The organism is Stenotrophomonas sp. GbtcB23, from assembly GCF_019091045.1.
GTDB classification, from domain to species: domain Bacteria; phylum Pseudomonadota; class Gammaproteobacteria; order Xanthomonadales; family Xanthomonadaceae; genus Stenotrophomonas; species Stenotrophomonas rhizophila_A.
On record NZ_JAGXKC010000021.1, the window covers coordinates 63,382 to 69,572 of the forward strand.

Consider the following 6,191-nt stretch of genomic DNA (forward strand, 5'->3'; position numbering starts at 1 on the left):
TTACGCCCCGCCCTGGATGTTCGCCTTTACCGACGGGTGCATCAACTTTGGCTCGGCAAGCGTGGCGTCGCGCGCTTGCCGGGTCGCTACGAACGCCGCCTCGCTCACCCCGTCATGCAGGTGGATGTTATGTGCGCGCTGCTCGCCGATGGTGGTTTCATTGGCGACCGCGCGCCCGCCCGGGCCGTAGTCGTGGCAGATGAACACCCGGGTGGCATCGGGCAGGGCCAGCAGGCGTTGGATCGAGCGGTACAGCAGGGCGGCGTCGCCCCCGGGAAAATCACAGCGTGCCGTCCCGCCATCGGGCATGAACAGCGAATCGCCGGTGAACAGGGCATCACCGATCCGGTACGCCACGCTGTCGCTGGTATGTCCGGGAACGGCAATGACCTCCGCTGCGATGTCACCCACGGCAAAGCGCTCGCCATCGGCGAACAGATGGTCGAACTGTGAGCCGTCGGTGGGCACGTCCAGCCCATAGCGCGGAGCGAAGGTGCGTTGCACCTCCACAATGCCGTCGCCCATCGCCAGCGTCGCCTGCGGCCATTGCTGCTTCAGCCAGCGCCCAGCGCTGACATGGTCGGCATGCGCATGCGTTTCCAGCAGCCAGCGCACCTCGAGCGCGTGGCCGCGCACATGCGCCAGCAGCGGCTGCAGCGCACCGGACCCGACCGCGTCGGTGTCCGGGTCGTAATCCAGCACCGGGTCGATCACCGCCGCCTGCCGGGTGGCCGGGTCATGCACCACGTAACTGAAGGTGTTGCTGTCCGGGTGGAAGAAACTGGCGACGTGCGGTGACATGGTGAAACCTCAGCGCTTACCCAACGTGTCGTTGAGCAGCACCGCCAGGCGTTCCCCGGCCAGGCGCAGTTCGCTTTCGGCGACCGGCAGGTACGTGGCGGTGTACTCGGGCGCCAGCGTACGCTGGGCCGGGTAAACGCCAGGTGCAATGGCGATGCGGCAGCTGGCCTCGGCCCACTGCACCGCATCGTTGCCGATCGCCGAGCGCTTGCCCACCTTCGGCGCCTTCAGCGCGGCCAGGCGCCGGGTATAGGCGTCATCGTCCAGCTTGAGCGTGTTCAGCATGCCGCTGTCCCACAGCGAATGCAGGTTGGTGCCGCGCCCGTTGAACTGCACCTGGAAGTCATTGCCGCCCTTGTCATGGCCGTAACCGGCATGCATGGGCTGGTGGATGTCGCCGACGAAATGCACGACGAACTTGAGTGCCTGCGCGCGTTCGGCATCGGGGCGGCTGCGATCGCCCAGGATGGCGGTCTGGGTCTTCAACGCTTCCACCACGCAGTTGCCATTGCGGCAGTTGCGCTCGACCTCGTAGTGGCAATCATCCTCGCCAATGTTCACGTAATGCCAGCCGGCCGAACGCTTGCCAAGGCCGGGATCCTTGGCGCGCAGTTCATCGGCCCACGGCGCAATGGAGGCCAGGGTGGCGCCCGGTTCGGTGGCCAGCAGCCGCGCCACTTCGGCGCGGGTCTGCGGGGTAAGGCGCGGTTCGGCAACGCGGGCGACCAGGCGGTGGCCCTGTGCGCCCCAGGCCAGGGCATCGGTGGATACGAGGGTGAGGGCGGCCAGCAGCGCGGCGGACGTCAACAGGGAGGCAATTTTCATCGGCCCATTCTAACGATCCGCTCAGGCGCTGACCTTTTCCGGATCTGGCCAGCTGGCGATGCCGCCGGCGCAACGGGGTGGCCCCGGCGGAATCCGGGACTCTGCCGGGGGCCGTTCCCGCTACAGCGCCACTGGGCGCGAGAACACGTAGGAGGGGTCGAAGACCTTCCCACTGCGCTTCGACTGCAGGGCATGAGCTGCGCGCGGATCATTCGCGGCGTCGCCATGCTGTGCCATCAGCGCTGGGGTGGGCGAGGTATCGGACGCAGGGCGCTGCTGCCGTTGCAGCAGCCAGCTGCGCAGCAGCGTCGTCACCGGTGCGAGCCGCTCTTTGTCAGCGCGGGGAAGCGTTGCTGTCGCCGCCTCGAAGCTGTCCGTCACCGCTCTCACGAACTGCGGGTCGGCGTTTTCCTCGAGCAGCACCGCCACTGCCTTGACGTGCCCGCCCTGCATGGCGAATGCCAGCGGGGACTGCTCTGCGTTGGAGTCGTTGGGCGGGTAGGCGATTCCGGGTGGGACATGTTCCAGCAACAGCCTCAGCATCGCGGCGTGCCCCTTCTCTGCGGCAAACTGCAGCATGAGGTAGCTTTTGTCACGCGGCCGAACCCCCTGCTCAAACAGGTAGCGCGCGATATCCAATGCGTTGAACGCGACCGCAGTGCCCAATGCCTGCCGGAAGTCGAACGGCTCCGTCGCATCGCATGCGCGCGCGTTCTTCCTTTCCAACAACTGCCAGTGGGCATGCAGCTGCCGGAACCTGTCCACATTTCCGTCCTCGGCCTGCGATACGAACGCGCGCAGGGTAGGCCTCGCCCCCGCCCGCAGCAGTACCTCGGTGCAGTCCCAGTACCCATGTTCCACGGCGAGTTCGAGCGCTGTGGCTCCGTGCACCTCGGAGGGCATGTCGACGTCGATCTTTCCAGCACTGGAACGCAGCAGTGTTTCAAGGCGCTTGGAATGATTGGAGATCACCGCGCAGTGCGCGGCACCATAGCTGCCAGCGTCAGGGTTGGACTTCTCGAGCAGTTTCTTGATGGTGGTGTCGCTTGTCGGCTTCATCATCCGCCGCAATGGGGACGTGCTGGCGTCGACGAGACAGGCGCGCTCCAGCGCGTTGAAGGGTGCCGATCGGCGCGTCCGGTTCGACTTCTCCTGCTGTTCGATCTGGTGCACCAGCCTGACGTTGAACGATTGCAGCTGGGCAGTGCCCCACCGGCGCACATTGGCAAACAGGCTGTTGCTCGCCGTCTCCATCGCATTACTTTGGCCGAGCGTGTTGAACGTGGGAACGTTGCGTGGCACCAGCGCCCTTTCGTTCGGCATTATCTTCGCAAGGGAGCGCGGTGGCAGGGCAATGACCCGTTGGACGGCCTCCCTGCCCAGTTCAACCAACGCACTGGTCATGGTGCGCTGCGCCGCAGGAACAATCGCCAGTGCCTGCTTGGCCCGCACCGGTGGCGGGTCGGGTGGCAGGTCGACCACAGGCGGGGTGCAGGCCGGCTCCGCCTCGGGGGCGGTCGAAGCGGCAACGTCCAGCACCACCACCGCGTTCGGCGTTGCCTGGCCTTGGCTGTGCAGGGCCGACTCAAGCTTGGCGATCTGCGCCTGGTAGTGCGAACGCGCGTCTCCTTCGGGCAGGCGGGCGTGCTCGTCTTTCAGCACCGCCAGGGCGGCGCGGGTGCTTTCCAGCTCCAGCGCGGAGAGATCACCGGGTTCCAGATGGTCGTCGCCGCCGCAGGCGAACTGGCTGTCCTCATCCGACGAGTCGGACACCTCCTGGAAGTCGATCCTGCCCTGCGGCAGCGCCGGAGTCTGGGCTGTGCTCACGCTGGGCGTCGCCACATTGAGAATGGACCAGAGCCTGCCGATGGCCGGCGTCCTGTTGATCTGGCCTGCGATCAGGTGGAGACCTTCGCTCAGGCTGTGAGGCGGTCGGCGCGGGGCGGCGGCGTTGGCGGGAAGTTGCGAGGGAATGCGGGTCATGTCGGTCCTTCAGCAGCGGCTTGAGAGAGGCGGGATGGGGGTGCCGGTAGGGCGGCCATGCATGCTTGGCTGGGCCTGCCCGCTCTCCGATGAATTGTTGCCGGACACGTCACTACGATTGACTGCGCCAATTGACGCGAGCAGCGTGTGTGGTCTTGCTCAATCGATCCATGTCGCTGCACGCACCGCAGCGCGTTCCTCGATTCAGTCCATTGATCGAATCGATCGTTCCAATTGACGTGGTGATGAACAGTGCTGCAACAAGGCAAAAAAAATCCCCGGCCAAGGCCGGGGAAATGCGTTGCTGCGAGGTTGGGAGCGGCGCTGACCGGTGGGTCAGAACTTGAACACGTAGGACACGCCGTAGGCCAGCGGGTCGATCTTGACGGTGCCCAGCTTGGTGCCATCCAGCTTGACGTCGCTGTCGATGTCGATCCAGCGCACGTCGACGCGCAGGGCGCCCTTGTCGGCGATGGCGAAGTCGACGCCGGCGTGTGCGGCCAGGCCCCACGAGTCTTCCAGCTTGAGGCTGCTGCCGGCCAGGGCGCCGCCGGTTTCTTCGCTGAAGAAGGTGGTGTAGTTCAGGCCGGCGCCGAGGAACGGGGACACCTTGCCCTTGCTGTTGAAGTGGTACTGCAGGGACACCACCGGCGGCAGGTGCTTGGTGCTGCCAACGCGGCCCAGGCCGTCGATGTTGATGTCGTGCTTGAACGGCAGGGCGGCCAGAAGCTCGATGCCCAGGTTGTCGGCGATGAAGTATTCGCCGGTGATGGTGGGCTTGATGTCGCTGTCGGCGTCGACCTTGAGGCCGCCGGCCAGGGTGCCGTTGTTGGACTTGGGGGCCACCTGGTGCACGCCGGCGGCCAGGGTCCAGTCGCCCTTTGACTGGGCCATGGCGGGGCTGGCGGCCAGGGCGAGGGCGGCGGCGAGGCTGGCGGGCAGGAGGAGGGGGGTCTTACGCATGGTGCTGTCTCGTGGCGGGGTGGAATGGGGCCAGTTTTCCCGTCCGGGCCTTGGCGCGCCTTGATCCGGATCAATCCACGATTTTTACGGGTGTAACCGCTTACCATCCCGATCCCGGGGGCCGGGGTGGGTCGGGCTTTGATAGAATGGCGGCCCTTTCCATCGGCGCCGCTCTGTCGCGGCTGCAGGAGCTTGTGAACATGGCAATCAAGGTTGGCATCAACGGTTTCGGTCGCATCGGGCGCAACGTGCTGCGTTCGGCGGTGCTGAATTTCGGTAATGACATCGAAATCGTGGCCATCAACGATCTGCTGGAGCCGGATTACCTGGCGTACATGCTGAAGTACGACTCGGTGCATGGCCGCTTCAAGGCGGACGTGGAAGTATCGGGCAGCGACCTGCTGGTCAACGGCAAGAAGATCCGCCTGACCCAGGAACGCGATCCGGCCAACCTGAAGTGGGACGAGGTCGGCGTGGACGTGGTGATCGAGTCCACGGGCCTGTTCCTGACCAAGGAAACGGCGCAGAAGCACATCGATGCGGGCGCGAAGAAGGTGATCCTGTCGGCACCGTCGAAGGACGATACGCCGATGTTCGTGTTCGGTGTGAACGACAAGACCTATGCGGGCGAGGCGATCATCTCCAACGCGTCGTGCACCACCAACTGCCTGGCGCCGCTGGCCAAGGTGATCAACGACAAGTGGGGCATCAAGCGTGGCCTGATGACCACGGTGCACGCTGCGACGGCTACCCAGAAGACCGTGGACGGCCCGTCGAACAAGGACTGGCGCGGTGGCCGCGGCATCCTGGAAAACATCATTCCGTCCTCGACCGGTGCGGCCAAGGCCGTGGGCGTGGTCATTCCGGAGCTGAACAAGAAGCTCACCGGCATGAGCTTCCGCGTGCCGACGTCGGACGTGTCGGTGGTCGACCTGACCGTCGAGCTGGAAAAGGAAGCGACCTACGCCGAGATCTGCGCGGAAGTGAAGGCGCAGAGCGAAGGCGCGCTGAAGGGCATCCTGGGCTACACCGAAGACAAGGTCGTGGCGACCGATTTCCGCGGTGAAACCCACACGTCGGTGTTCGATGCCGACGCCGGCATCGCCCTGGACAGTACCTTCGTGAAGCTGGTGTCCTGGTACGACAACGAGTGGGGCTATTCGAACAAGTGCCTGGAAATGGCCAAGGTCGTCGCCGCGAAGTAATCGCTGCGTACGGATCTGAAAGAACGGCGGACTTCGGTTCGCCGTTTTTTTTGGTCGGTACTCGTTGATGGCGCGTGTCGCCGGCCTTCGTTCGGCTGCTGATGGTTCTGGGCGAACAGCCTTTGTTTGCCAGATCCTTGGAGGGGGCCGCCGGGTGCGGGGGTACGGGATACGCCGTGAACCTGTGGTGGTCAAGTTTTTCTGGACACTCTCAAGGGGCGTTCAGGCCACCTGCGCTTCGTGGAGCGCAGGCGGTACCAGGCCGTTGGCGTTATGCAGCCGGCGCTGGTTGTACCAGTCCACGAACTTTTCGATATCTGCCGCTGCCTCGTACCGTGTGGGGTACTTGGCGTACAGCCATTCTCCCTTGAGGGTGGCGAAAACCCGCTCTACGACGGCGTTGTCCCAGCAATT

The 6,191-nt window shown here is 64.9% G+C and carries 6 protein-coding genes; 1 reads left to right on the forward strand and 5 read right to left on the reverse strand.

Annotation, left to right across the window (positions count from 1 at the left end; translation table 11 throughout):
• From KVS69_RS10695 to KVS69_RS10710, 4 genes are all read right to left on the reverse strand, one after another.
• Positions 1-801: an MBL fold metallo-hydrolase gene (locus tag KVS69_RS10695; RefSeq protein WP_217538026.1), complete on the reverse strand. Its 801-nt coding sequence runs from the start codon at positions 799-801 to the stop codon at positions 1-3.
• Positions 802-810: 9 nt separating this feature from the next.
• Positions 811-1,626, reverse strand: coding sequence for a S1/P1 nuclease (locus KVS69_RS10700; protein ID WP_217538027.1), 816 nt, complete (start codon positions 1,624-1,626; stop codon positions 811-813).
• Between the two features lie 120 nt (positions 1,627-1,746).
• Complete coding sequence (locus KVS69_RS10705) at positions 1,747-3,609, reverse strand: ankyrin repeat domain-containing protein (RefSeq protein WP_217538028.1); 1,863 nt, start codon at positions 3,607-3,609, stop codon at positions 1,747-1,749.
• Positions 3,610-3,945: 336 nt separating this feature from the next.
• Entirely contained in the window at positions 3,946-4,572 is a 627-nt protein-coding gene (locus tag KVS69_RS10710) for an OmpW family outer membrane protein (RefSeq protein ID WP_217538029.1), read from the reverse strand.
• 200 nt (positions 4,573-4,772) lie between these two features.
• Here KVS69_RS10710 and gap point away from each other — a divergent pair, with 200 nt between their 5' ends.
• Positions 4,773-5,777, forward strand: a complete 1,005-nt coding sequence (gene gap, locus KVS69_RS10715) for a type I glyceraldehyde-3-phosphate dehydrogenase (protein ID WP_068854751.1) — start codon at positions 4,773-4,775, stop codon at positions 5,775-5,777.
• A gap of 222 nt (positions 5,778-5,999) precedes the next feature.
• Here the strand turns inward: gap and KVS69_RS10720 are convergent.
• Positions 6,000-6,191 (reverse strand): integrase core domain-containing protein (locus tag KVS69_RS10720; protein ID WP_217538030.1); only part of this gene is annotated, 192 nt, incomplete at its 5' end.

Excerpts from the sequence above, each read along its gene's own strand:
- KVS69_RS10695 (WP_217538026.1), bottom strand. The coding sequence starts at position 801 with ATGTCACCGCACGTCGCCAGTTTCTTCCACCCGGACAGCAACACCTTC.
- KVS69_RS10700 (WP_217538027.1), bottom strand. The coding sequence starts at position 1,626 with ATGAAAATTGCCTCCCTGTTGACGTCCGCCGCGCTGCTGGCCGCCCTC.
- KVS69_RS10705 (WP_217538028.1), bottom strand. The coding sequence starts at position 3,609 with ATGACCCGCATTCCCTCGCAACTTCCCGCCAACGCCGCCGCCCCGCGC.
- KVS69_RS10710 (WP_217538029.1), bottom strand. The coding sequence starts at position 4,572 with ATGCGTAAGACCCCCCTCCTCCTGCCCGCCAGCCTCGCCGCCGCCCTC.
- gap (WP_068854751.1), top strand. The coding sequence starts at position 4,773 with ATGGCAATCAAGGTTGGCATCAACGGTTTCGGTCGCATCGGGCGCAAC.